Below are 25,221 nucleotides of genomic sequence, written 5' to 3'. Positions count from 1 at the left end.
TTATTGATAATGTTCACAAAACATCTTATTATTCCGTTTCCAGTCACAGCGCAAATTATCATCGCAATGACTACACAAACCCGAAATCAAACCATTTGTAACAATTGCTTTTTCTTTTGGAACTGATGATACATCCAAATCAATTATCATCTTATCTTTTTTTGATTTTCTTTTAATGACAATAGGAATACAATCAATCCCTTTTTTACCTAACAAGCTCATTTTATATCTTTTAAAAACTTATTTATCCAAAAAAAAACAATTATTCTACTAGCAATAGACAAACTGCATGCCAATTGAAATGATCTTACTCATAGAAACAACAAACCCCTTAGAAACAAGGGGCTTGATAAAAGATAGGGACATATATACTAAAAATAAGTGGGGTAAAATTACCCGAAAGAGGAGGTATTCCCCAAAAAAAATTATTTATCTAGTTTTTGACGAAGTGTTTTTCGATCAATTTGAAGTATTTCTGCTGCGCGAGTTTTATTGTTATCTACAGCTGCAAGAACCTTTAAAATATGTGCTTTTTCAATGTCCTTTAAAGACTTAAGTTCTTCCTTTTCAAATGGCATTGGATATTTTAAGTATTCAGGAACGTCCCTAACTTCAATTTGATCACCACTCATAATAATCATTCTTTGGATTACATTTTCCAATTCCCTGACATTACCCGGCCATGAATGACGCATCAAGATCTCGACTGCATTATCTGAAATAGTAATCTGAGGCTTGCTATACTCCACGCTATATTTATCTAGAAAAGTAGCCACCAAAAGCTTTATATCACCACGGCGATGACGCAATGGCGGAGTTTCAATATTCACCACATTTAATCTATAATAAAGATCTTCACGAAAAGTCCCCTTATTAGACATCTCATAGAGATCATTATTGGTAGCTGCAATAATTCTCAGTTCAATTTTTTGGGTTTTTTGAGAACCAATCATACTAATTTCTTTTTCCTGTAACACTCTCAACAACCTAGTTTGAACCGCTAAAGGAGCTGTACCTATTTCATCTAAAAATATCGTTCCGCCTGCAGCTGCTTGAAAAAAACCATCCCTATTCTCATTGGCTCCCGTAAAAGCACCTTTTACATAACCAAAAAGCTCCGATTCCATTAAATTTTCAGGTATTGCACCGCAGTTTACCGTAATAAAAGGTTTAGAAGAAAAAGCCCCTTGATAATGTATTGCCCGAGCCACCAACTCTTTTCCGGTACCACTTTCACCTTGAATCAAAATTGTAGCCCTATTGTCTTTGACACGCTGAATCAAATCTATCAACTGGACTATTTGCTGAGATTTACCTACAATACCAGCATATTCCTTAATTTTCACATCAGAAGAAACGGCTTTTTCAGTACTATTTTTTGCACTCTCTTTTGAAACAATTAAATTCTGCACAGCAGTTCTCAACTCTTCATTAGTAAAAGGCTTGGCCAAATAATCCAAAGCGCCCGACTTAACGGCTTCAATAGCTCCATCAACAGACGGGAATCCTGTAATAACTAATTTTGGAATAACAGGAAAATGTTCCTGGACATATTTCACCAACTCGATACCATTAATTCCAGGCATCTGCAAATCAGTAATCAGTAAATCTATAGTACTGAATTTTAAAATCTCAATCGCTTCCTTCACAGAAGAAGCCTTATAAGTGTGAAAATTTTGAGATTTTAAATTGCGATGAAGCAACTCAAGCATATCATAATTATCATCAACAATTAGAATATTTTCTTTCTTTAACTTCATTAAATGGTCTTTAAGGGTAATCTTATTTGAAAAATAGTGCCTTGAGGTACATTATCAAAAGAAACAATATCTCCCTTGTGACTTTTAACAATGCCGTGTACCACACTAAGCCCTAAGCCGGAACCTTCGCCGACAGGTTTTGTAGTAAAAAATGGCTCAAATATTTTACATTTAAATTCTTCGACTATACCTGGTCCTTCATCGGCAATTTCTATGAAAAAATCCGCCGCTAAGACATAGACTTTTACTTTAACAACCGAGTTCTTAGGAGAAACATAAATGGCATTTATTAAAATATTGAATAAAATTTGAGTAAACTGAATCGAATCTAATTGCACTTCCAATTGAGGGTCCTGAAAGTCGAATTCATAACTAATTTCAGCTTTTTTAAAATTAGGCCCCATTAGACTTAAAGCCTCCGAAATAAGCGGCACTACTTCAACAAACCTCCTGTTTTGAGGCATTTCACAAGAAAAAAACATAAGTTTTTTAACCACTTCTCTCGAATAAATAGCCGCTTTGATAATCTTAGTACAATCTAACTGAGATTGTTTTTCTTTAGTAGATTCTTGAATCAATTCTGCAAAACCCAGAATATTCCCCAAAGGCGTATTTAGTTCGTGAGCAATTCCAGCCGTTATTTCACCCAAAATAGCAAGACGATCTACTCGTTCCATACTTCGTTTCAATAACTCATTCTTTTCCTGATTTAAATGTCGCTCATAAAAACTACTAATATCCGAAGACACCTTATTGAGTAGTTTTTGTTCATCGTCCAAAAAATCATTCTGAGAAAAGTCTCCTATCGGATAATGCACTTTGACATATCCTTTACTTTCGTTAAAAATTGAAATTATCGATTCTTGAAAAACAGTCTCACTTGGTATTATTTTAGAAGTAGAAAAATAATAATCCTCTAATTGTAGCTCAATAATTGCTTTATCAGAAAATCGCCAAGCCCGTTCTAGAATAGAGCAAATTTTATCTAAAGTATCTGTAACGGATTCTTCATGTAGGATAATCACAGAGGAAACATCATAGAGACAGGACAATTCCTTAATCCGCTCTTGAAGAATTTCTTCTGTAGTTATAATAGAATCCATAGTTTTTAAATTGATTAATATTAAAAAATACAGCGGTAAAATTAATCTAAAAACCTAAAAAGAATAAATTTAATATTTAAAGCCGAACCTAAATTAGAGTTCTTTATTCAAAGCAAAAACTACTTTATAAATTGCATAATCTATTGTTTTCTAGTTCTTTTAAACAAACCAAAAACAAAAAACAAAACTCCAACAACCAATAAAACATAGTAGAAAATAATATTTTTATCTCTAACCATATTAGCTAAAACAAAGGAAAAAATGCTCCCTAAATAGAGATACATCGTTGGAATATTTTTAATCGAAGAAAAATTCATTATACATATTATTTAAAGAAAGAATCCACAAACTCATATTTATTAAAAACCTGTAAGTCTTCAATACCTTCACCTACACCAATATACTTTACCGGAATTTTAAACTGATCCGAAATTCCAATAACCACTCCACCTTTAGCCGTCCCATCTAATTTGGTAACAGCAAGAGAAGTCACTTCGGTAGCCGCTGTAAATTGTTTGGCTTGTTCAAAAGCATTTTGACCAGTTGAACCATCCAGAACCAATAAAACATCATGTGGCGCATCTGCAACAACTTTTTGCATCACCCGTTTTACCTTTGTCAATTCGTTCATCAGGTTAATTTTATTGTGCAAACGACCAGCGGTATCAATAATTACAATATCAGCATTTTGAGCAACTGCCGATTGCAAAGTATCAAATGCCACTGAAGCCGGATCTGAACCCATATTTTGTCTTACAATAGGAACTCCAACTCTATCGGCCCAAATTTGCAATTGATCAATTGCTGCTGCTCTAAAAGTATCTGCGGCACCAAGAACCACTTTATAACCTTGTTTTTTAAATTGATAAGCCAATTTCCCGATAGTTGTCGTTTTTCCTACACCATTAACCCCTACAACCATTAAAACATAAGGTTTTGTATTAATCGGAATTACGAACTCTGTAGCCTCGCCTGTATTAGTTTCAGACAACAAACCAGCTATTTCTTCTTGTAAAATTTTATTAAGCTCGTCAATACCAAGGTATTTATCAGCAGCGACACGGTTTTCAATTCGGGTAATTATTTTTAGCGTCGTATCGACACCAACATCTGAAGAAACAAGTATTTCTTCTAAATTGTCTAAAACGTCATCATCTACTTTAGACTTTCCGACAACAGCTTTGCTTAACTTGGAAAAGAAAGATGTTTTTGATTTTTCAAGACCTTTATCTAAAGTCTCTTTTTTTTCTGATGAAAATATTCTTTTAAAAAAACTCATTGTATTGACAGTATTAAGAATGAAGCATTATACCCTAGAAGCTAATGCGTTTTTCTAATCGGTAAAGATAGAAAATAAAAAAGCTACTTCCGAATGAAAGTAGCTTTTCTATATAATGCTTGACTAATTAGTTCTTTTTCAAGAATTCATCAACTGCTTCAGGAGCCATAATAGATTCTACGAATGTATATGCACCTGTTTTTGGAGATTTTACCATTTTGATGGCTTTTGATAATCTCTTAGAAGATGTTTGTAACGATGCTACGGTTTTCTTTGCCATGACTTACTATTTGTTTATTTAAATTTTACATAATCTTCAAATGTAACCATTTGAGATTTTATAAAATCTCTAATTATTTAATTTCTTTATGAACAGTTACTCTCTTCAAAACTGGATTAAATTTTTTAATCTCTAATCTGTCTGGAGTATTTTTTTTGTTCTTTGTTGTGATGTATCTTGAAGTTCCTGCAACACCTGATGCTTTGTGTTCAGTACATTCTAAAATTACCTGGATTCTATTACCTTTCTTTGCCATCTTGCTATTTATTTATATTGGAATAAAGATTATTTAATAAATCCTTGTGACTGCGCTTTTTTCAAAACTGCAGCAATTCCATTTTTGTTAATTGTTTTTATCGTAGATGCTGCTACTCTAAGAGTAATCCATCTATCTTCTTCTGGAAGATAAAAACGCTTTTTAACTAAGTTTACAGAAAATTTTCTCTTAGTTTTATTCATAGCGTGAGAAACGTTATTTCCTACCATCGCTCTTTTACCTGTAAGGTCACAAACTCTTGACATTATGCTTATCTTTTATCGTTATTCAAAATCAGGGTGCAAAGAAAAGAAAAATAAACGGATGAAGCAAAAAAATCAGTACACATTTTTCAAAAATTCTTTCCTTAATAGTTCTAAACTTTTAATCACCGCTCTATCTATCACTTTTTCACGGGGTTGACCGAAATTATATTCTTCAACAATCACTTCATTTGGCGTCGCCAAAGCGATAAAAACAGTGCCAATTTCAGCATTTCCATCGCCTTTTGTAGGCCCTGCATTTCCAGTTGTCGCAATTGCGAAATCTGTTTTCATCAGATTTTTCACACTCACGGCCATAGCCGAAACCACCTCAGCACTCACCACAGAAAACTCCTTTATCAAACTTTCGGGAATACCCAAAACATCCATTTTCGCTTCCGTTGCATAGGAAACCACACTCCCTTTAAAGTAATTTGAAGCTCCGGGCACCGCTGACAAAACCGACGCAATTGTTCCGCCCGTACAACTTTCGGCAGTAGAAACAGTCATTTTATGCTTTTTCAACAATTCCCCAACCACAGCCTCAATCGTTTCGTCTTCTTCAAAACCAACAATGATATCATGGATATTCGCGTCCAACGAACGCACCTTTTCATCTATTGCCTCTACCAATTGTTGCTTATTATCTCCACGGGCAGAAAGCCGCAAACGAACTCTTCCCGGACTTGGCAAATAAGCCAATTTTATAAAATTAGGAAGATTATTTTCCCAATCCTCAATACGTTCCGCTACCAGACTTTCGCCTTGACCATAAGTAAGAATCGTTTTATGGATAATAAACGGACGCTTGTATTCTTTTACTACTCTTGGCACAATTTCACTTTCAACCAAGTATTTCATTTCATAAGGAACCCCCGGAAGCGAAATAAAAACTGTATTTTCTTTCTTCATCCACATGCCCGGCGCTGTACCCACCTGATTATGAAGCACCGTACATTTTGACGGAACCAAAGCTTGATCTTTATTGATTTGCGTAATCGGACGCTTATAAAAACCCTCAATAAGCTGCGTAACATGAGCCAAAACTCCTTGATCCACAATTAATTCATCTTCAAAATAATCACAAAACGTTTTCTTAGTAATATCATCTTTAGTAGGACCTAAACCTCCAGTTATAATAACCAAATCTACTTTATTTTGCAAATACAAGAAAGCCTCTAATATACTTTGCTTATCATCACTAATCGAAATCATCTCATCGATCTCTATCCCTATACCATCTAATGATTTAGCTATAAAAGCAGAATTTGTATCTACAATTTGCCCTATTAAAATTTCATCGCCAATAGTAACTATGGTTGCTTTCATTCTTTACTAAAATTTAGGGTTGAGACTATAAATAAAATTCAACATTCAAGAAAAAATGAATGTTGAATTTTTAAAGTTTTCACGACAGAAATAAACACATTCGAAAAACTACAAATCGAAATCTTTTTTTATTTCTTTAACGGCATCACTCACCTGATTCTTGATGCTCTTAAAAGTATCTTTAACATCTTTTTTCTTACCTTCTTCTTTGGTCCAAGCTTCCAATTGTAGAATTTCCTCAAAAGCCACATTTAAACCAAGTAAATCAAGAGTAGGTTTAATTTTATGCGCATAAGCATACGCATGCTTGTGATCTTTCTTTTTAATTCCTTCTTTTATTTGCAACAAATCCTCAGGAACCTCTGTCACAAACAGGGTAAGAATTTCATTTACAAATTCGGTGTCATTATCTGAAAGTGCGTACACTTTTGAAAGGTTATAATTTAAAGCCATTATTTTACTTGTATTCTAAAGAGTTTATGTCCTTCTAAAAATCCTTCTAAAACATCATTCGGTTGCACTGCAGCCACTCCTTCCGGAGTTCCTGTAAAAATAATATCACCTATTTTTAACGTAAAATATTGAGAAACATAAGAAATAAGCTCATCAATTTTCCACAACATATAGGCTGAATCACCTATTTGCACCGACTTTCCATTATTAGTCAACTCAAAAGTAAGATTTTCTAGCGAACTAAATTGCTCTTTAGGTAAAAAATCTCCAATAACCGCTGATCCATCAAATGCCTTCGCTTTTTCCCACGGCAATCCTTTGGCCTTCAACTTTGATTGTAAATCCCGAGCAGTAAAATCTATTCCCACACTAATTTCGTCATAATACTTATGAGCAAATTTAGGTTCGATGTATTTACCTACCTTACTTATTTTGACAATAATTTCAACCTCATGATGAATATCCTCCGAAAATTCCGGAATAACAAACGGATGCTGCTTTAATAAAATCGCCGAATCCGGTTTCATAAAAACCACCGGTTCCGTAGGGCGCTCATTTTGCAACTCCTCTATATGATTGACATAATTTCTTCCGATACAAATTATCTTCATAACTTTAGTATTCAGTAACCAGTGGTCAGTTTAGAACTGAACACTGAAAACTTATTTCGTATTCAATTTTCTTAATTTGATTGCAGTCAATACTTTCTTGGTATACAAAGGGAAATCTGCATTTTGTATCCAACTAAAATAACCCGGTTCGTTTTCTAAAACCGTATCCACCTTTACTCCTTTATGCTTCCCAAAAGCAAAAATTTCATTATCCTCTTTATCAAAAGCGATCATGCCTGCAAAATCGGCGATTTTTTTTCTCGTCGAAAATTCCGACAATGATTTAACATCATTCTCCAATTCTGGATAACGCTCAATTTGTGCTTTTAATATTTCATAGGTTGCCATAGTATCCGCTTCAGCAGAATGAGCATTCTCTAATCCTTTACCGCAGTAAAATTTAAGCGCAGCAGACAAAGTACGCTCTTCCATTTTATGAAAAATAGTCTGAACATCTACCGAAACCCTGTTTTTCATATCGAAATCCACGCCGGCACGAAGCAATTCTTCTGCCAATAATGGGATATCAAAGCGATCTGAATTAAAACCAGCCAAATCACTATCCTTAATCATATTATAAACCTGTGAAGCCAACTCTTTAAAAGTAGGTTCATTAGCTACTTTTTCATCGGTAATTCCATGAACGGCGGTTGTTTGTGCCGGAATTGGAATCGTAGGATTTACTAACCACGTCTTGCTTTCTTTATTTCCGTTAGGAAAAACTTTAAATATTGATATTTCAACAATTCTGTCTTTTCCAATGTCAATTCCCGTAGTTTCGAGGTCAAAAAAGCAGATTGGTTTATTTAATTTAAGTTCCATTTTTTATTTTTATAATATTACAAATGTAATTTTTAAACCTGAAATTAGCCTCTTGTTTTTTCAAAAGTTTTGATTCTAAAGCTCATCAATTCTCGAATCAAGAAAGAATATTACCTCAAAAGCACAATCTTTTACAAAACTAAAAAAAACCCAACAAATCAAAAAAATCTGTTGGGCTTCTTAACTAATCTTTTATCTTTTACAAATCCCTATTTACATCAAATGCTTCCAGGTATTCTGCAACGCGTTTTACAAAACTCCCTCCTAGCGCACCATCCACAACGCGATGATCGTAACTATGTGAAAGAAACATTTTTTGACGAATACCGATAAAATCACCCTCTGGAGTTTCAATAACTGCCGGCATTTTACGGATGGCTCCTAGAGCTAAAATACCTACCTGTGGCTGATTCAAAATTGGAGTTCCAAAAACACTTCCAAAAGTCCCCACATTCGTAACCGTATACGTTCCTCCTTGAGTATCGTCCGGCTTTAATTTTCCTGCTTTTGCACGACCACCTAAGTCGTTTACCGCTTTTGCCATTCCAACCAGGTTAAGTTGGTCTGCATTTTTAATAACCGGAACAATTAAATTTCCGTTTGGCAAGGAAGCAGCCATTCCTAAATTGATATTTTTCTTTTTGATGATGAAATCACCATCAACCGAAATATTCATTCCCGGATAATCTTTCAACGCCTTTGCAACCGCTTCCATGAAAATTGGAGTATAAGTCAACTTCTCTCCTTCTCTTTTCTCGAAAGCGTTTTTATGTTTTTCCCTCCATTTTACAATATTGGTCACATCTACCTCGATAAACGATTGCACATGAGCCGAAGTTTGTACCGAAGCCACCATATAACCCGCAATCAATTTACGCATTCTGTCCATTTCAACAATCTCATCACCACCGCTTAGCGAAACCGGAGCTGCTTTCTGAGCAACAGCCGCAGGAGCTGATTTTGGTGTTTCAATCGCTGTTGTCACAGCGGACACTGGTTGATTTCCTCTATTTTTTACGTAATCCAGTATATCATTTTTAGTAACTCTTCCGTCTTTTCCTGTACCCTTGATTGTTTCTAATTCCGCTATCGAAACTTCCTCTTCTTTAGCAATATTCTTAACTAATGGAGAAAAGAATTTATCTGAATCTGAAAAATCAACTGGTACCGCAACACTTTCTTTGGCTGCTTCTACTGTTTTTTCTACTTCAGCAACTACCGCTGAAGCTACAGTTTCTTTAACCTCAGTACTTGCTTCACCACCTTCTATTTCAATAATTGCAATGGTTTGCCCTACTTGAACTAAGTCATCTTTACCAAACAACTTCTCAACCAAAACACCGCTAACTTCACTAGGCACTTCGCTGTCAACTTTATCCGTTGCAATTTCTAGTACTGCTTCATCAGCTTCAATTTTGTCTCCCACTTCTTTTAACCAATTTGTTATGGTTGCTTCTGCGACGCTTTCTCCCATTTTTGGAAGCTTTAATTCAAATCTTGCCATATTGTTAACCTAAAAGGTGATTTTTGTTTTCAGTTTGCGAAATTACTAAATATTTCAAATATAAATTTCATTAAATGCAATTTATCGCAATATTTTTACATCTACATCTCTTTTCATTAGATTTTACTCATCCTATTAAAAAATCAGTATATTTTGATGTCATTCTAACCGTTAATCTATTATTTTTTAACGATTTCATAAAATTAACCCATTCCTAGAAGTAAACAGAAACTTACGCAATAGCAATTCGACTGCGGTCTAAGTTCAAATCCATGACGAAAATACCATTTTTTCCGTTTTTAAACCGGTAAATGAAGCTTTTTTTTTGAAAAAACAAAGCCATACCCACTTTAAAACCTTGAGCAAGAGTCAAGAATAAATAATTTATCTACGCTTAATTTTTAACATTATAAGCCTTTTACTAGATTCGAATCAGAGCTTACTTTGTCCCTCATTTAAAAGAAAAAGATCTATCATAAAATCTTTCTAAAAACGGTCGTTAAAAAAATCATCTCATAAATCATATCTATTAACAAACAATGAAATCTAAATTTAAACAAAAAGAACACTTGATTTAGCGTAAAAATTAGATTACTAAATCTTACTTTTTGCACAATTTACTGAATTCGCATTTTTATTATTAAACTGAAAAATACAATCTCAAAATAAAAAAACCTACCAACATAAACACTTAAAAACAAATATTTTACCCTAAAAAAAACAAAAAAACTATCTTAGAAAAAGCAAAAAACAAACAGCTAAAACCCCACTTTCCCTTTTCAATTTTGATTAGCATAATTCATAATATTTTGTTTTATTTACAAAGAAATTAAGAATTATTTCATTGAAAAACGTCGATTCAAATATAAACGCATCTATTATCTCTCTTCTAAAAAAAGGAGACACTAATAGCTACAAAATTATTTTTGACACTTATTACAAACGTTTGTATTTATTTTCTTTAAAATACGTTGAAGACCAATATGCCGCAGAAGAAATTGCCGAAAACGTATTTTTTATTTTATGGCAAAAAAAAAATGAAATAGACAAAATAGGAAACCTGAAATCCTATTTATACGCGATGGCTCGCAATGCCTCATTAGACTATCTCAAAAAAGAAAAACAATCCGTTCCGTTAGATTTAGACAAGCATGACTCCGCTGATTTAATGGATCAATACATCATCGAAGAAGAAACACACGCTATTCTATACCAAGCACTAGCTTCATTGCCTCCAAAATGCAGAAAAGTTTTTGAATTATCCTGCCTGGAAGGGGTAAAATACAAAGATATCTCTGAAGAACTACAAATCAGCATTAATACTGTAAAATCACAAAGAGCCAGAGCAATTGAACTATTAAAGGAACATCTGAAAGACTACCCTTTATTTCAAATTCTTTTAGCTACATTATAAAATCCCCTTTCAAAACTTTAGGACAAAAAAAAAGACAAAAATCGCTTTCAGCAACTTTATCAAAAAAAAAGTAAAAAAAATTCCACCCTAAATACTTTTTTTAAAGTCATAGAATTATAGACAGTAAAAAATTATTGCCTTACTAATTCTAAAAAAGAAATGAAGCAAGATTCATCCAAATATCATATAGCTCAGTTAATATACAAGTCTGTTGCTAATATTATAACCATCGAAGAAAAAAAGCAACTTGACAACTGGCTGATACAAACCCAAAATAAAGCGTTATATAAAAAGATAACAAACAAAAAAAACATAGAAGATAAACTCGCCATTTACAATCAAATCAATACTGATGAAATATACAATAGACTTGAAAAACAAATATTAAAGGAACAAAAGAAAACTACAATACCCTTATTTAATCGTACTTGGACAAGATATGCCGTTGCAGCATCAATTTTATTAATGGTCACATTAACAATATTTGTCAACAAAGAGGATTCTCAAAAAATCCCAAAACAAATCATAGTAGAAAACAACATCAAAGCAGGGACCGACAAGGCAATATTAACACTGGCAGATGGTTCTGAAATAACTCTAACAAAAGGTCAAAACTACCAAAACCAAGGCATCAGCAGCAATGGAGAGCAAGTAGTTTATGGCAAAAACGTTAAAAAAGATTCCGAAATTTTATATAATTATCTCACTATTCCCCGAGGAGGACAATTCTCTATTACTTTATCGGATGGTACGCAAGTTTGGTTAAACTCTGAATCTAAACTTAAATATCCAACAAATTTCACAGAAGGAAAAACAAGAGAAATTGAACTGGTTTATGGAGAAGCTTATTTTGATGTTTCCCCAAGTACTAGTCACAAAGGGTCAAAATTCAAAGTCTTTTCAGGCAATCAAAACATTGAAGTTTTAGGCACTGAATTTAATGTAAAAGGATACAAAGATGAAGATGTTATCTACACAACATTAATCGAAGGAAAGGTTGCTATTGAAACAAATAAAACTAAAAAAATATTACATCCTGGTCAACAAGCTACATACAGCCTTACAAAGCAGACTACCGTAATAAACCCAGTAGACTTATATAATGAGACCTCATGGAAAAATGGTGTTTTTAGCTTTAAAGACTTATCACTCAAAGAAATAATGAAAGTACTCGCCAGATGGTATGACATGGAAGTGATTTTCGTTCACCCAAAGCTTGAAAACCTTCAATTCACCGGAGTTTTAGACAAAAAACAAAGCATTAATGAAATCCTATTAATAATTAATCAAACCAACAACATTAACTATGACATAAACAATAAAACCATAATTATTAGATAAAAAAAGGGAACCAGGTCCATATCTCTCACAATGCAAACCTGTATTCCCATAATGATTAACCAATTAAATATTTAACTAATTAATACCAACCAAAATTATGAAAATTAAACCAATTAATGCTCTTTTCTGTTTCAGAAAAGGACTGATCCCTATCATTATGAGAGCTTTTTTATTCTTATACTGCACCGCAGTCTTTAGTTTCACATCGGAAAATGCTATTTCCCAAAATGCTAAAATCATCATTGATAACGACAAAACAATTAGTGTAGACGAGGTCTTTGAAATCATCAAAGAACAAACAGACTACAGATTTGTCTATAAATCCAATCTTTTTAAAAACTCCCCAACGGTTCAATTAAAAAAAGGGACAATTAAAGCCAGTAAATTATTGCAGCAAAGTCTTTCAAGCGGTAACTTTAAGCTTGTATTTACTGATGAAAAAACCATTTTAATCAAGGAAAAGACTGTAAGTACTAGTAATGATTATGTACAACAAGCTATTGCCGGAAAAGTCACTAATGAAAAAGGAATACCAATACCTGGTGTAAATATATCCGAAAAAGGCAGTACTAATGGTGTTTCTTCAGATTTCGACGGTAATTACGCTATAACAAGTTCCAAAGGGAAGACGCTGGTTTTTAGCTATATCGGAATGCAAACATCCGAAGTAGTTGTTGGAGATAATTCAAAAATAAATGTCGTACTTAAAATGGATTCTCAATCCCTAGAAGAAATTGTACTTGTAGGATATGGTTCCCAAAAAAGAAAAGACATAACCGGATCGGTTTCAAAAATAGATGTTCAAGAAATTAACAAAAGCAATTCCGTAAGCATTGATAATGCCTTAGTAGGAAGAGCACCCGGTGTACATGTGATAACTGCTTCAGGAGCTCCAGGAGCTTCGGCTTCGATTAGAATTCGTGGTATTACATCCATATTTGGAAACAATGAGCCGCTTTACGTTATAGATGGTTTACCAATAGAAATTGGACAAGGACAAGGAAACTCATTTTATTCTTCCAATTTTTCTAGTTCCATATCTCCATTAGCCTCTATTAATCCTCAAGATATTGAGAGTCTAGATATCTTAAAAGATGCTTCGGCTACCGCTATTTACGGATCCAGAGGAGCTAACGGAGTCGTTATCATCAACACAAAAAAAGGAAGTTATTCTTCTGTTCCTAGCATTAGTTTAAGTTCTAATACCAGTATTTCAAAGTTCACTAATGAATACTCAATGCTTAATTCAAAGCAATTTCACGAAGTGATTGAAACTGCCTACCAAAACTCAGGAGCAAATCTTCCAGCTGACAATTTGCTATATCCCTATGGTAAAGAGGTCGACACTGACTGGCAAAAAGAAACAGATCAAAGCGCCATAAACACTAATCATTATTTGAATGCCAATGGAGGTTCTTTGAATGGTTCTTCTCTATATTCGCTTTCAGCAGGAGTGACAGATCAAAAAGGAGCTATTCATAACACTAATTTCAAAAGAAATAATTTACGTACAAAATTAGAGACAAAACTTTCTGACAGACTTCGCGTAGGTGCAAATTTTAATTATAGTGAATCCAAAAACAAAGGCAGTAACACCACTTTCTACTACCAAACCATTAAATATAGACCTGATATACCAATATTTGATCAAGACGGAACTTACGGTCATGATACAGGAAATGTTTCTGCAAACCCATATGCCAAAGTACGCTATCCTGCCTTTGTAGACAATAAAAATTTGATTGTATCCCTGTTTGGAGAATATGAAATCTCAAAAAGGTTGCTATTAAAATCAACTTACTCTTACAATACATCCAACAACAAAAGTTTCAGATACACTCCAAGTCATGATATTTTTGAGTTAAAAAATAACAGAAAAGGATCATTAACCTTAACCGATTCTGATTTCTCTTCAAGGGTTTTAGACAACACTTTAACCTATAGCAAGAACATCAACAAACACAACATAAATACTGTTGCCGGTATTTCTTACACCCAAAACAAAAGCGAATTCATCAACACCAATGCCACAAATTTCCCTGATGATGAAGTTATGGTTACACCAGGAGCCGCATCAAATGTAAGTTTAACCAGCGGTGGTACAATTAGTGGTTTATCATCCTATTTTTTAAGAGCAAACTACAACTTTGACAATAAATACTATTTCACATTTACTGGTAGATCTGACAAGTCGACTAAATTTGGTCCAGAAAACAGATGGGGCTATTTCCCTTCAGGTGCTATTGCTTGGCGAATTTCAAAAGAAGACTTTTTAGAAGATGTAAATTTCATAAACGACTTAAAAATAAGAAGTTCGTACGGAAAAACAGGTTCTGCAAACTTCTCTGATTTTCAGTACGCCACCTTTTTTACTTCAGGAAGTTTTTACAACAACAACAATGGAGTTATTTCCAATACTATTCCAAATCCAGCAATAAGATGGGAAACAACAAACCAATTAGATGTAGCAATAGACTACTCTTTATGGGATAGAAGAATCAATGGAACTATAGGTTTTTTCAACAAAAAGACTTCAGATCAAATCTTATTGAGAGATGTTATCCTAGAAACTGGTGGAAGCAGCCAATACTCAAACATAGGAGATTTCTTGAATAGAGGTTTTGAATTTCAGATTGGTGTTGATGTGATTTCAAATGAAAAATTCCAATGGACATCAGAATTGAATTTAACAACAATCAAAAGTAAAGTATTGAAATTAAACGGAGGATACTACAATAATCTTATAGAAGGAGAATCCATCAGTTATTTTTCAGGATATAAAGTGGCCGGTATTTTTCAAAATCAAGAACAAATAGATGCTTTAAATGCAGCTTCGCCAAGTGGAGTATACCAATCTACTAAAACTGCTCCCGGAGACTTTATGTTTGTTGACACTAATAAAGATGGTTACATCGGTGGAGATGACAATACTATTATAGGAAATGCAGAACCTGATTTCTTTGGAGGATGGAATAATATTGTTCGTTTTGGAAATTTCGAAGTATCGGCCATGTTTAACTTTAGTGTTGGTAACTACTTATACAATAGCAACAAGAAAGATTTGTTGATTTTCAATAATTACACCAGCAATTACTCTACTGACATTCAAAATGCCTGGACACCAACCAATACTGACACCAATATCCCAAGACTTGTTTCCGGTGATCCTAACAACAATAGAAGAGATTCCAATTTCTTTATAGAAGACGCATCATTCTTTAAATTTAAAAATTTAAATGTTACTTATAAATTTAATCCAAAATTATTGCAAAAACTTTTTATCCAACGTGCGAGTATCTCGTTATCAGCAAGCAATATTTTTACCATTACATCTTATAGTGGACTAGATCCAGAGGTAAATTATAGTCCAGCAAGCAACTTTAATCAAGGATACGATAGCGCAAGCTATCCAGCTGTAAAAACATTTACTTTAGGATTAAACTTAAACTTATAAAATTATGAAACGATCTAAAATTATACTATATACTTTATTACTTCCTTTTTCCTTACTAAACACTTCATGCGAGCTAACGGATGTAACAGATGTAAATCCTGTATACCAAGTATCCGAAGAAAAAGTAATAACTAACATCAATCAAGCACAAACGGCTTTATACGGCACTTACGGCGTTCTTAAAAGCAGTTTAGACTTCCCTGTTTATACTCCTGCAATAACATCGATGATGGGGCTTACCATGAAACCTGGCGCATCTGGAGGAAGTAGCGAACTTGCCTTTTTTAATAATGATGTATCTTCAGATAATTTTTATTTAAAAAGTATTTATACCAAAATGTACTTTCTAATCAATAACGCCAATCATGTTATTACTAAAACAGAAAAACTAACAACCGAAGACCCTAGAAAAAAAGGAATTATTGCTGAGGCTAAAACCTTAAGAGCATTTTCTAATTTTTATTTATTGCGCCTTTGGGGAGAATTCTATGACATCGATTCCCCATATGGTATTGTTCTAAAAAAGGAACCCATAAGTGACGCTTCAGTGCAACCTAGAGCATCAGTGGCAGAAACATACAATCTAATTTTGGAAGATCTAGACTATGCCATTGAAAATGCCCCGGAATTCTCAAATACTTTTTTCGTCTCTAATTTATTTGCGAAAGCCTTAAAAAGTAAAGTGTTATTATACAAAAAAGAATATCCACAAGCGGCTCAATTGGCTCTAGAAGTGATTAGTTCTAACAAAAGAACTCTTGAAACCACTTATGCCGAAATTTTTACGAAAAAGATTATTAGTACCAAAGAAGTTCTTTTTCAAACTCCTTTTGACAACCTAAATGATCGTAACAATAAAGCATTTATGTATCGTTCTACTTTTGGAATTTCGGATTATTACATTTCGCACATGCAAAATGATGCTAGAAAGAATGTTGCAATTACCTATACAACAACAGGAAGTCCAAGAAATAACAAGTTTAACAACTCTACATTCAATGGCGTTCCGCTTACTGCTGATACAGAATATTTTCTTCGTCTTGATGAAGTATATTTAATTTATGCTGAAGCAGTATTAAGAGGAAACGACGACATCAATTCTTCATTAAACGCGCTAAACGTACTACGTCAAAGAAGCAATAACACGCTGATAGCAACAACCAATAAAGCCAATCTTTTAGAAGCCATCCGTGCTGAAAAAATATTTGAACTTGGTGCAGAAAGCGGAGAAGAATGGTATGATTTAGTGAGACATCACAAAATAGGAGACATTAACATCAATGACTTTAAAGCGATTTCTTCTGACTCTAAACTAATCTTGCCAATACCAATACAAACCATCCGATTATCAAACGGTTTAATAATTCAAAATCAAAACTACTAATGAAAAAGATACTTTATATAATCTTGTTCCATTTCTTCTTATTTACAAATGCACAAGAAACAAATAAAAAGCAAGAAACAATTAACTTTGTTTCGGCTTCTTTTAAAGAAATTTTAAAACTGGCAGAGAAAGAAAACAAATTAATTTTCATTGATTGCTACACCTCTTGGTGCGCTCCATGCAAATGGATGGATAAATTTGTATTTGTCGAAAAAGACGTGTTTACTTTTTACAACAAATCCTTTATCAATGTAAAACTAGACATGGAAAAAGGCGAAGGACCAGAAATAGGTAAAAAATATGGAGTAAAATCATACCCTACCTATCTCTATATCAACAGCAAAGGAGAATTAGTACATAAATCAAGCTCTAAAATGAGTGCGACCGAATTCATTAATGAAGCAAAAAATGCACTTGATCCTAAAAAGGCCTTAGGTCTACTGGAAAAAAAATATGAAGACGGACAAATCACAAATAATGAAATGCTTGACTATACTATCGCGCTAAACCATTTACGTGATCCCAAAACAGATGTAGTTCTAAAAAAATTACTTTCAAGAGTAGACAATACTTGGTTAAAAACTGCAGCGGGTTGGAAACTGATTGAAAACTTTGTTAATGAAGATGACTCTGAATTATTTAAGGTTCTAAATTCGAACAAAGCCCATTTTATCAATCTAGCAGGTCTTGATGCCGTTAAAAAAGTATATCAAAAACCTTTACAGAGAAACCTTTACAAATCTTCAAAAGAACAGAATGAAGCTTTGTTCTTTAAGCAATTGGACTCTTTAAAAAAGTTAACAAACAACCCTCGAGATTTAGCAATTATTGAATGTGGTTATTATTTAAATGGGAACAATGCCCGTAAATTTATAAAAACTTCAAATTATTATGTTGATAATTTCTTGCAAAACGATCCAGAAACCATTGCTTTTCTGGCAAGATCTACCTTATATCCTCCTGAAAGAGAGAATAAAGACATTCTAAATCAAGCGCAATTGTTAATCACAAAAGCCTACAAAATGGATCCAAATAATTATGGTACAGTGGGTACTTACGCACAAATACAAAGCAAAGCAGGAAACAAGAAAGAGGCAATCGCTGCTGCTGAAATTGCGGTAAAAATGGCAGACACCATTAGCAGCAAGGTAAAAAACAGAGCCTTACAAAACCTACAAGAAATCAAAAAGGCCAATTAAGAATTCATTCAAAATTAAGCTACCGCTCTTTAAATAAAGGGCGGTTAATAATAACAAATCTTAGCATTTATAAAAATGAAAAAAATATTTTACATCCTACTCGCTCTGAGTATCATATCTTGGAAAAAAGAAAAACCAGTTAATTATATTGTACTTTCCGGAAAAATTGAGAACAAAATTGCCGACTATATCATAATATCCAGCAGCAACTATGACACTAAGGACACCATAAAAGTTTCTGCAGACGGCAGCTATTCAGATACTTTAAGAATTGACAGCGGCTATCACTTAATCTCCCATGGAAAGGTTTTCATGAGGGCTTATTTTGAAGCGGGAACTCCACTTTCAATTAATTTTGACAGTAAAAACCTTAGAGAAAGCCTAAGTTTTTCCGGAAAAGGAGCCATAACAAATAACTACTTACTAAAAAAAGCCAAAACGGAACAAGAGCTAATAGGCGATCGAAATGCGTATAGCGCCTTAGACGAAGCCGCTTTTAAAGCGAAAGCAACACAAATAAAAAAGGCTCTAATACAATTAGTTGATAGTACTCCAAACCTATCTACCAATTATAAAGAACAGGAAAAAAGAAATATAAATTATGAATACATAAGTAAACTCCTTGGTTATGAAAAATCATATGCTTATGCCTCCAAAAATCCTGATTTCGTGGTTTCAAATGGATTCTTACCGGACTTATCTAAATTTGATTATAACAATGGTAAAGACTATTTATTTTCGGCTAGCTATAAAAGAATTGTAAAGTCCTATTATAAAAACAAGGCCGCTACGGATCTAAAATTAAAAGATTCAAAAGAAGATATCGCTTATTTAAAAACAATTTCCCAGATTTCTGATGAGACTATAAAAAATAGTTTGCTATATGATGAGGCCAGACAAGGTATCAATTACACTACTGATTTAGAAGCATTTTATGCCATCTTCAACAATGCATCTACAAATCAGAATGAAAAAAGCAAAATTACCGAAAGCTATAACATCTTAAAAACAACGACTAAAGGTAAACCTTCTCCTAAATTTGTTGATTACGAAAACAATGCTGGTGGCAAAACATCACTTGACGATTTAAAAGGAAAATATATTTATATTGATGTATGGGCAACTTGGTGCGGTCCATGCCGAAAAGAAATACCCTTTTTAAAAGAAGTTGAAAAAGCGTATCATGGAAAAAATATTGAATTTGTAAGCATTTCAATTGACAAACAAACAGATCATGCCAAATGGAAAAAAATGATTGTTGATCAAGCGTTAGGAGGCATTCAATTACTTGCTGATAAAGATTGGGCCTCACAATTTGTCCAAGATTATTTAATTCAAGGTATTCCTCATTTTATTTTATTAGACCCTAATGGAAATATAGTTACTCCTAATGCTCCAAGACCTTCAGAAAAAGAACTGATAACATTGTTTGATTCGTTAAAAATCTAATCCGTTAGACACAACTAAATTTATCTAAATCATTTTAATTTCTCAATAATTGTTCATATCAATAAAGACGAATTACAAGTCTTTATTGATATGACAGCTATTCCTGTGGAAAATCCTTATACAAAAAATAATAATTAAATATTCTTTTGATATTCAGAATGGATTAATTCATAAAAAACATTCCAAAACCCAAAAAGTAATAGTAAAAACATCTTTCGTTGCAACTTAGTTTCATAATTAAGTATTTTGAATTAGTACACAAACAACGAAAGGATTTATAGGGTCATTGCTACAATGACCCTATTTAATTTAATGTTTTCTAAAATCACAATCCAATGAAGAAAATAATACTACTCTTAGCCTTTATTTTAAGTGCTAATGTATTTGCCCAAATACACAATCCGGTAAAATGGTCTACATCGGTAGTTGCCGTTTCTGACACTAAATATGATTTAGTTATCCAAGCCACCATTGATGATGGTTGGCATTTGTATTCCCAAAGTGTTCCCGAGAACGGTCCTGTTTCCACGGCTTTTACTTTTAGCAAAAATGCCAATTATGAGCTAATTGGAAAACCATCAGAAGAAAAAGGTCATACCGTTAATGATCCTATTTTTGAAATGAAAATTAAGTTTTTTGAAGGCAAAGCCGTTTTTAAACAGCGCATCAATGTGCTTTCAAAAAAAGCTTTCAAAATTTCGGGAGAAGTGGAGTTTATGGTTTGCGATGATGCGAATTGTTTGCCACCATCCTATGTCGATTTGAATTTTCAAATTCCAGAAACCACAATGGCTGGAGCTGTTCAGACAAAAGAAATTGAAAAAGCAGAAAATGCAAATGGCTTGGTAGCAGAAGAGAAAACCGCGATTGATTCGGTAGCAAAAACAGAAGTTAAAGCCAATACAATTGAAAAGAACGCTGCCGACAAAAGCGATAAATCTTCGGACAGAAGTTTGCTAGCCATATTTGTTATCGCTTTCTTTTCCGGTTTTGCCGCTTTATTGACACCTTGCGTGTTTCCAATGATTCCGATGACGGTAAGTTTCTTTACCAAACAAAGTAAAAACAGAGCTGTAGGAATCAAAAATGCCATCATTTACGGATTGTCAATCGTAATTATTTATGTGCTCTTGGGTTCTTTGGTCAGTGCCGTTTTTGGAGCCGATGCTTTGAATGCACTTTCTACCAATGTGTGGTTTAACATCATTTTCTTTGTGCTTTTGGTGGTTTTTGCCGTTTCCTTTTTGGGCGCTTTTGAGATTATGCTTCCTAATTCTTGGGCTAATAAAGTAGACACCAAAGCCGATAAAGGCGGACTTATCGGAATTTTCTTCATGGCTTTGGCCTTGGCTATTGTTTCCTTTTCATGTACGGGTCCAATTGTTGGAACCTTATTAGTACAAGCAGCGGCAGGCGGAAATCAGGTAGGACCTATCGTTGGAATGCTCGGTTTTTCTTTGGCTCTAGCCATTCCATTTACCTTATTTGCAGCCTTTCCGGGTTGGTTGAATTCATTGCCAAAATCAGGCGGCTGGTTAAATACCGTAAAAGTGGTATTGGGATTCTTAGAATTGGCTTTGGCCTTTAAATTTTTGTCCAATGCCGATTTGGTTTTACAATTGCATTTGTTAGAGCGCGAAGTATTCTTGGCGATTTGGATTGCTATTTTTGGCGTTTTGGCTTTTTATCTTTTTGGAAAAATACAATTGCCACACGATTCTCCTCTAACCCATATTTCTGTGGGAAGGCTAAGTTTAGGTTTACTTTCGTTGACCTTTACCATTTATATGATTCCGGGTTTATGGGGCGCACCTTTAAATTTGATCAGTGCTTTTCCGCCGGCGCAACATTATAGCGAATCTCCTTATGGAGTGGGATCTTCGCAAGGTAGCGGTGCAACAACTGCAACTACAGCAATTCCCGAAGGAGCACACTTAATGGCACCACATAATATTTTGGCTTTTACGGATTATGATTTGGGAATGGCTTACGCCAAAAAAGTAAACAAGCCCGTTATGCTTGATTTTACCGGTTATGCCTGCGTAAACTGCCGTAAAATGGAACAGCAAGTTTGGCCAAAAGAACAAATTTTATCCATCCTCAACAATGAGGTCGTTCTTATTTCCTTGTATGTTGATGATAAAAGACCACTTCCCGCTGGCGAAGAAATAGAATCCAAGCTAAGGCCGGGGAAAAAATTAAAGTACGTTGGGCAAAAATGGAGTGAATTTCAAACGATAAAATACAAAGCAAATGCGCAGCCTTTTTATGTGTTGACCAATCACGAAGGAGAAAACCTAATTGATCCTGTGGGTTATACTCCGGATGTCGAGGAATACCACACTTGGTTAAAAAAAGGGATTGCTAATTTTAAGTAAAACGAAAAAGCTTGATCGACAGATCGGGCTTTTTTTATGAAAAGTAAAATATTCCGAGAATTACTTTAACAAAAGCATTGTTGAGAAAAAAACAAGGCATCATTACTGAATTTTGCTTAAAGTTTCCAGACTGGAGAAAGTTCTTTTTTCTAAATAATTTCAACCTAAGAATAATAAACTACCTTTGCACCGCAGTTTTTTTTGGACAACTAATAATCAGCGTTTTATTGTTAGAAACCAATCTATAAAAAAGCCACAATCACAATAAATACAATTAGTTACAAAAATGAATTACCTGTCAGTCGAAAACATATCCAAATCTTTTGGAGAAAGAACACTTTTTGAAAACATTTCTTTTGGAATCAACAAAGACCAAAAAATTGCCTTTATAGCCAAGAACGGTTCGGGAAAAACCACCATTATGAGTATTATCAATGGCTTGGAGGAACCCGATTCTGGGCAGGTGGTTTTGAGAAAAGGAATCCGCATGGCTTTTTTGTCGCAAAACAACAATTTGCAGGACGAACTTACCATTGAGGAAAGTATTTTCGCCTCGGATAACGAGATTTTGAAAGTCATTGAAGCTTACGAAAAAGCGTTGGAAAATCCAGAAGACGAAGAAGCTTACCAAAAAGCGTTTGACGGAATGGACCAACACAATGCCTGGGATTTTGAGACCCAATACAAACAAATTTTGTTCAAACTGAAATTGGAAGATTTCAAACTGAAAGTAAAAAACCTTTCGGGTGGACAGAAAAAACGTTTGTCGCTGGCCATCATTTTGATCAACCGCCCGGATTTATTGATCTTGGACGAACCTACGAATCACTTGGATCTGGAAATGATCGAATGGCTGGAAAGTTATTTTGCCAAAGAAAATATTACGTTGTTTATGGTGACGCACGACCGTTTCTTTTTGGAGCGCGTTTGTAACGAAATCCTGGAACTGGACAACGGAAAATTATATTCCTACAAAGGAAATTATTCTTATTATTTAGAGAAAAAAGAGGAACGCATCGCTTCTGAAAATGCGAGTGTGGATAAAGCGCAAAATTTATTCGTGAAAGAATTGGAATGGATGCGCCGCCAACCGAAAGCGAGAACCACCAAATCGAAATCGCGTCAGGACGATTTTTACGTGATTAAGGAAAAAGCGCAAAGTCGCCGTCGCGAGAATAAAGTGGAACTTGAAATCAACATGGAGCGCATGGGAAGCAAGATTATCGAGCTTCACAAAATCTCCAAGAAATTCAAGGATCATGTGATCATGGATAATTTCAGTTTTGATTTCCAACGCGGGGAACGCATTGGGATCATCGGAAAAAACGGAACCGGAAAATCGACTTTCCTGAATTTACTAACGGGAACTTTACCGTTGGATTCCGGAAAAGTGATTATGGGTGAAACGATAAAAGTGGGTTATTACACCCAAAGCGGAATCAACCCGAAACCGGGACAACGTGTGATTGATGTCATCAAAGAATATGGAGAATACATTCCGTTGATGAAAGGAAAAATCATTTCGGCTTCGCAATTGTTGGAGCGTTTTCTTTTTGACGCCAAAAAACAATACGATTTTGTGGACCGATTGAGCGGTGGTGAATTGAAGCGTTTGTACTTGTGTACGGTTTTGATCCAGAATCCGAACTTCCTGATTCTCGATGAGCCAACCAACGATTTGGATATCGTGACTTTGAACGTATTGGAAAGTTTCCTTTTAGACTATCCGGGCTGTTTGCTGGTGGTGTCGCACGACCGTTATTTCATGGATAAAATTGTCGATCACTTATTTATCTTTAGAGGACAAGGAGTTGTAGAAGATTTCCCAGGAAACTATTCTGATTTCAGAGCTTATGAAGACAGTGCCGATGTGGCTCAAAAAGAGGAAAACAAAGCCGAAAAGAAAGACTGGAAACAAAACAACCCAACCGGAAATTTAACTTTCAACGAGCAAAAAGAATATCAAAAACTGGAGAGAGAAATCAAGGATTTAGAGATTGATAAAACTAAAATCGAGCAATTATTCTCAGACGGAAAAGTTGCCGATGCCGATATCGAGAAAAAAGCGAACGAATTACAAAATATCATCAATAAAATAGATCAGAAAGAAGAACGCTGGTTTGAGCTGAGCGCGAAGATAGAAGGATAAAAATCCTCATTTTTATATTTATAGAAACCCCAACACTTTTAGCGGTAACGTTTGAAAGTATTGGGGTTTCTCAATTTATGAGTTTTGTAATAATGAGAAAAAAATCACAAAACAATATGTTGCTTATGAAAAAAGCAAGCTAGCACCGATGGTTCGAGCCAAATATTACAAAGTACTACCGCATCCGTTTTTAATTAACAATCAATACATTAAAAAAAATAATTTATTTTCCATACCTTAGTTTATCCAAAAATTTGCACTCCAAATCTTCACAGCTCCTTGTAATGAATAACTGCACTTAAAATATATTCTAAATGGAAAAGCTAATTATTGAACGAAAATTCGATGCTCCGATTGAAAAAATCTGGAAAGAATTTACCGATGCAGCATTGTTGAAAAATTGGTGGTCACCGGATACAATGGATGCTTCCTATATATCCGTAGAACTGAAAGCAGGCGGTTTATTCCGATTTTGTTTTAAAGATGCCAATGGCAAAGAATTCTGGGGACGGGGAAAGTACCAAAAAATTAACGAACCCACTTATTTCTCCTATTTAGACACTTTTACTGACGCCGAGGGCAACGCGGTTCCTCCATCCTACTTTGGAATGGAAGGAGATAAAATAATTGAATCTCTCGTGGAATTTGAATTTTCGACCGAAGGAGCCACAACTGCTATGAAATTAACAATGGACAATTATTATGATACCGCGATGACAGCCGATATGATGAAAGGCTGGAATAGCATGTTTGACAAACTTGCAAAAAATCTATAATTTTTCATAAGTCCGTT

21 protein-coding genes are annotated in these 25,221 nt (G+C 34.3%); 9 read left to right on the top strand and 12 right to left on the bottom strand.

Annotation, left to right across the window (positions count from 1 at the left end; translation table 11 throughout):
- The 12 genes from LNP19_RS08200 to LNP19_RS08145 all read right to left on the bottom strand — a co-directional run bounded on the left by LNP19_RS08200 (window position 1) and on the right by LNP19_RS08145 (window position 9,660).
- Window positions 1–222, bottom strand: coding sequence for a hypothetical protein (locus tag LNP19_RS08200; protein ID WP_230061449.1), 222 nt, complete (start codon window positions 220–222; stop codon window positions 1–3).
- A 203-nt stretch (window positions 223–425) separates the two neighbouring features.
- Window positions 426–1,760: a sigma-54-dependent transcriptional regulator gene (locus LNP19_RS08195; RefSeq protein WP_230061448.1), complete on the bottom strand. Its 1,335-nt coding sequence runs from the start codon at window positions 1,758–1,760 to the stop codon at window positions 426–428.
- A complete protein-coding gene (locus LNP19_RS08190; RefSeq protein WP_230061447.1) occupies window positions 1,760–2,863 on the bottom strand; it encodes a sensor histidine kinase in 1,104 nt (367 codons plus the stop codon). The genes LNP19_RS08195 and LNP19_RS08190 overlap by 1 nt, the downstream gene beginning before the upstream one ends.
- A gap of 325 nt (window positions 2,864–3,188) precedes the next feature.
- Window positions 3,189–4,142, bottom strand: a complete 954-nt coding sequence (gene ftsY, locus LNP19_RS08185) for a signal recognition particle-docking protein FtsY (protein WP_230061446.1) — start codon at window positions 4,140–4,142, stop codon at window positions 3,189–3,191.
- A gap of 127 nt (window positions 4,143–4,269) precedes the next feature.
- A complete protein-coding gene (locus LNP19_RS08180; RefSeq protein WP_072941281.1) occupies window positions 4,270–4,422 on the bottom strand; it encodes a DUF4295 domain-containing protein in 153 nt (50 codons plus the stop codon).
- A gap of 73 nt (window positions 4,423–4,495) precedes the next feature.
- Window positions 4,496–4,678, bottom strand: coding sequence for a 50S ribosomal protein L33 (gene rpmG / locus LNP19_RS08175; protein WP_011963553.1), 183 nt, complete (start codon window positions 4,676–4,678; stop codon window positions 4,496–4,498).
- A gap of 29 nt (window positions 4,679–4,707) precedes the next feature.
- Window positions 4,708–4,944 (bottom strand): 50S ribosomal protein L28, encoded by a 237-nt coding sequence (rpmB, locus tag LNP19_RS08170; protein WP_072941276.1) that lies wholly within the window; start codon window positions 4,942–4,944, stop codon window positions 4,708–4,710.
- Window positions 4,945–5,016: 72 nt separating this feature from the next.
- A complete protein-coding gene (locus LNP19_RS08165) occupies window positions 5,017–6,270 on the bottom strand; it encodes a CinA family nicotinamide mononucleotide deamidase-related protein (protein WP_230061445.1) in 1,254 nt (417 codons plus the stop codon).
- 108 nt (window positions 6,271–6,378) lie between these two features.
- Window positions 6,379–6,723: an Hpt domain-containing protein gene (locus LNP19_RS08160; RefSeq protein WP_230061444.1), complete on the bottom strand. Its 345-nt coding sequence runs from the start codon at window positions 6,721–6,723 to the stop codon at window positions 6,379–6,381.
- Window positions 6,723–7,334 carry a fumarylacetoacetate hydrolase family protein gene (locus LNP19_RS08155; RefSeq protein ID WP_230061443.1) on the bottom strand — a complete coding sequence of 204 codons (612 nt, stop codon included), beginning with the start codon at window positions 7,332–7,334 and terminating at the stop codon, window positions 6,723–6,725. Before LNP19_RS08155 ends, LNP19_RS08160 begins: the two co-directional genes overlap by 1 nt.
- A 51-nt stretch (window positions 7,335–7,385) precedes the next feature.
- The gene (locus LNP19_RS08150) at window positions 7,386–8,156 is read right to left on the bottom strand and encodes a 3'-5' exonuclease (protein WP_230061442.1); all 771 of its coding nucleotides are present in this window, start codon (window positions 8,154–8,156) and stop codon (window positions 7,386–7,388) included.
- A gap of 199 nt (window positions 8,157–8,355) precedes the next feature.
- Window positions 8,356–9,660 (bottom strand): dihydrolipoamide acetyltransferase family protein, encoded by a 1,305-nt coding sequence (locus LNP19_RS08145; RefSeq protein ID WP_230061441.1) that lies wholly within the window; start codon window positions 9,658–9,660, stop codon window positions 8,356–8,358.
- Window positions 9,661–10,504: 844 nt separating this feature from the next.
- Here LNP19_RS08145 and LNP19_RS08140 point away from each other — a divergent pair.
- From LNP19_RS08140 to LNP19_RS08100, 9 genes are all read left to right on the top strand, one after another.
- Complete coding sequence (locus tag LNP19_RS08140) at window positions 10,505–11,074, top strand: RNA polymerase sigma factor (protein ID WP_230061440.1); 570 nt, start codon at window positions 10,505–10,507, stop codon at window positions 11,072–11,074.
- 159 nt (window positions 11,075–11,233) lie between these two features.
- The gene (locus LNP19_RS08135; protein WP_230061439.1) at window positions 11,234–12,415 is read left to right on the top strand and encodes a FecR family protein; all 1,182 of its coding nucleotides are present in this window, start codon (window positions 11,234–11,236) and stop codon (window positions 12,413–12,415) included.
- Between the two features lie 97 nt (window positions 12,416–12,512).
- Window positions 12,513–15,869, top strand: coding sequence for a SusC/RagA family TonB-linked outer membrane protein (locus LNP19_RS08130; protein WP_230061438.1), 3,357 nt, complete (start codon window positions 12,513–12,515; stop codon window positions 15,867–15,869).
- A 4-nt stretch (window positions 15,870–15,873) separates the two neighbouring features.
- On the top strand, window positions 15,874–17,253 hold the full coding sequence (locus LNP19_RS08125) for a RagB/SusD family nutrient uptake outer membrane protein (RefSeq protein WP_230061437.1): 1,380 nt from the start codon (window positions 15,874–15,876) through the stop codon (window positions 17,251–17,253).
- The gene (locus LNP19_RS08120) at window positions 17,253–18,452 is read left to right on the top strand and encodes a thioredoxin family protein (protein ID WP_230061436.1); all 1,200 of its coding nucleotides are present in this window, start codon (window positions 17,253–17,255) and stop codon (window positions 18,450–18,452) included. Before LNP19_RS08125 ends, LNP19_RS08120 begins: the two co-directional genes overlap by 1 nt.
- Window positions 18,453–18,527: 75 nt before the next feature.
- On the top strand, window positions 18,528–19,901 hold the full coding sequence (locus LNP19_RS08115) for a TlpA family protein disulfide reductase (protein ID WP_230061435.1): 1,374 nt from the start codon (window positions 18,528–18,530) through the stop codon (window positions 19,899–19,901).
- A 335-nt stretch (window positions 19,902–20,236) separates the two neighbouring features.
- Window positions 20,237–22,279 carry a protein-disulfide reductase DsbD family protein gene (locus tag LNP19_RS08110; protein ID WP_230061434.1) on the top strand — a complete coding sequence of 681 codons (2,043 nt, stop codon included), beginning with the start codon at window positions 20,237–20,239 and terminating at the stop codon, window positions 22,277–22,279.
- Window positions 22,280–22,565: 286 nt separating this feature from the next.
- Window positions 22,566–24,428: an ABC-F family ATP-binding cassette domain-containing protein gene (locus tag LNP19_RS08105; protein WP_230061433.1), complete on the top strand. Its 1,863-nt coding sequence runs from the start codon at window positions 22,566–22,568 to the stop codon at window positions 24,426–24,428.
- 314 nt (window positions 24,429–24,742) lie between these two features.
- Window positions 24,743–25,204: an SRPBCC family protein gene (locus LNP19_RS08100; protein WP_230061432.1), complete on the top strand. Its 462-nt coding sequence runs from the start codon at window positions 24,743–24,745 to the stop codon at window positions 25,202–25,204.
- The last annotated feature ends 17 nt before the right edge of the window (window positions 25,205–25,221 follow it).

The sequence above is a fragment of the Flavobacterium acetivorans genome, assembly GCF_020911885.1.
In the GTDB taxonomy this organism is placed as follows: domain Bacteria; phylum Bacteroidota; class Bacteroidia; order Flavobacteriales; family Flavobacteriaceae; genus Flavobacterium; species Flavobacterium acetivorans.
This window is presented reverse-complemented; position numbering and strand designations above follow the sequence as displayed.

Bases quoted from the DNA above. Each gene is read 5' to 3' on its own strand.
- LNP19_RS08155 (WP_230061443.1), bottom strand. From the start codon at position 7,334: ATGAAGATAATTTGTATCGGAAGAAATTATGTCAATCATATAGAGGAG.
- ftsY (WP_230061446.1), bottom strand. From the start codon at position 4,142: ATGAGTTTTTTTAAAAGAATATTTTCATCAGAAAAAAAAGAGACTTTA.
- LNP19_RS08135 (WP_230061439.1), top strand. From the start codon at position 11,234: ATGAAGCAAGATTCATCCAAATATCATATAGCTCAGTTAATATACAAG.
- rpmB (WP_072941276.1), bottom strand. From the start codon at position 4,944: ATGTCAAGAGTTTGTGACCTTACAGGTAAAAGAGCGATGGTAGGAAAT.
- LNP19_RS08110 (WP_230061434.1), top strand. From the start codon at position 20,237: ATGAAGAAAATAATACTACTCTTAGCCTTTATTTTAAGTGCTAATGTA.
- LNP19_RS08150 (WP_230061442.1), bottom strand. From the start codon at position 8,156: ATGGAACTTAAATTAAATAAACCAATCTGCTTTTTTGACCTCGAAACT.
- LNP19_RS08115 (WP_230061435.1), top strand. From the start codon at position 18,528: ATGAAAAAAATATTTTACATCCTACTCGCTCTGAGTATCATATCTTGG.
- rpmG (WP_011963553.1), bottom strand. From the start codon at position 4,678: ATGGCAAAGAAAGGTAATAGAATCCAGGTAATTTTAGAATGTACTGAA.
- LNP19_RS08195 (WP_230061448.1), bottom strand. From the start codon at position 1,760: ATGAAGTTAAAGAAAGAAAATATTCTAATTGTTGATGATAATTATGAT.
- LNP19_RS08190 (WP_230061447.1), bottom strand. From the start codon at position 2,863: ATGGATTCTATTATAACTACAGAAGAAATTCTTCAAGAGCGGATTAAG.
- LNP19_RS08200 (WP_230061449.1), bottom strand. From the start codon at position 222: ATGAGCTTGTTAGGTAAAAAAGGGATTGATTGTATTCCTATTGTCATT.
- LNP19_RS08145 (WP_230061441.1), bottom strand. From the start codon at position 9,660: ATGGCAAGATTTGAATTAAAGCTTCCAAAAATGGGAGAAAGCGTCGCA.
- LNP19_RS08130 (WP_230061438.1), top strand. From the start codon at position 12,513: ATGAAAATTAAACCAATTAATGCTCTTTTCTGTTTCAGAAAAGGACTG.
- LNP19_RS08165 (WP_230061445.1), bottom strand. From the start codon at position 6,270: ATGAAAGCAACCATAGTTACTATTGGCGATGAAATTTTAATAGGGCAA.
- LNP19_RS08180 (WP_072941281.1), bottom strand. From the start codon at position 4,422: ATGGCAAAGAAAACCGTAGCATCGTTACAAACATCTTCTAAGAGATTA.
- LNP19_RS08100 (WP_230061432.1), top strand. From the start codon at position 24,743: ATGGAAAAGCTAATTATTGAACGAAAATTCGATGCTCCGATTGAAAAA.
- LNP19_RS08125 (WP_230061437.1), top strand. From the start codon at position 15,874: ATGAAACGATCTAAAATTATACTATATACTTTATTACTTCCTTTTTCC.
- LNP19_RS08105 (WP_230061433.1), top strand. From the start codon at position 22,566: ATGAATTACCTGTCAGTCGAAAACATATCCAAATCTTTTGGAGAAAGA.
- LNP19_RS08160 (WP_230061444.1), bottom strand. From the start codon at position 6,723: ATGGCTTTAAATTATAACCTTTCAAAAGTGTACGCACTTTCAGATAAT.
- LNP19_RS08120 (WP_230061436.1), top strand. From the start codon at position 17,253: ATGAAAAAGATACTTTATATAATCTTGTTCCATTTCTTCTTATTTACA.